The following is a 1,071-nucleotide window of genomic DNA, read 5'->3' on the forward strand; positions in this document are numbered from 1 at the left end:
CCGTTACATAACACTTACCCAAAGCTACCCATAGTTGGAAATATTTACTTTGGGCTTCGTTTACTTCCTACTTCATTCTGGCAGTGTCGGCACTCACCAGTCCACAGGCTAACCTCACCTAACTGGCGATTTTGGACAAATTAATTGCGGCGTTTAAGTCTCTATCCAAAACAAAACCGCAATGTCCGCACTCAAACACTCTTTCTGATAGCGAGAGTGCTTCTTTTTTGGTTCCACAATTAGAACAAGTTTTAGAGCTTGGAAACCATCTATCGACCACAACCAGCTTGGAGCCTCGCAAGGTACACTTGTAGGTCAACTGTCTACGAAATTCATAAAATCCCATATCAGCAATAGCTTTAGCCAGTTTGTGATTAGCCATCATGCCGGACACGTTGAGGTCTTCAATCACTACTGTGCCGTGGTTTTTGGCTAGTAATGTGGTGAGCTTATGCAGCGTGTCTTTACGGATGTTGGCTATTTTTCTGTGTAACCTAGCTCGAAGCAATTGTGCTTTCTTCCAATTGCTTGAACCGATGATTTTATGACGATTCAACCATTGCATTCTGGACAACTTTGCTTCATATTTTCGGTAAGATTTAGCACCTTGAATTACCTCACCAGTTGAAAGGGTTGCGAGGCTTTTGACACCGAGGTCAACGCCTACAATGCTTGTATTGGTCTCGTAAAGCTGCTCGACATCTTTTCGGAAACTAATAAACCATCTATCGGCTTCGCGTCTTATTGTACAAGATTTGATTAGGACTTGTGGCAGTCGTTCGTAAGTTCTGAGAACACCAATTACAGGTACTTGAATTTTATTGTTTCCAAGTATTTTGACAGTACCTTCGAGGGTGAAAGAGTCACGCCTGCCTTTTTTTTTGAACTTTGGAACACCATTCGTTTTGTTGAAGCAACGCTTCCAAGATTCACGCAATGCCATTAATGCTTGCTGTGGTGTGGATTTGGAGCATTCATAATACCATTCATTCTCGGATTTCACCAATGCCACCAACCACTTGTGTAGGTCAATAGCACTAGGAAACTTAATTTTGGCATCGGGATTGGCTT

Annotated in this window: 1 protein-coding gene; it reads right to left on the minus strand. The window is 42.4% G+C overall.

Features of this window, described 5'->3' with window-relative positions:
* Positions 1–118: 118 nt before the first annotated feature.
* Positions 119–1,071, minus strand: a 953-nt coding sequence (locus IQ247_RS32220) for an RNA-guided endonuclease InsQ/TnpB family protein (RefSeq protein WP_193926247.1), incomplete at its 5' end; no start/stop codon positions are given.

It is taken from the genome of Plectonema cf. radiosum LEGE 06105 (assembly GCF_015207665.1).
Lineage (GTDB): Bacteria > Cyanobacteriota > Cyanobacteriia > Cyanobacteriales > Nostocaceae > Rivularia > Rivularia radiosa_A.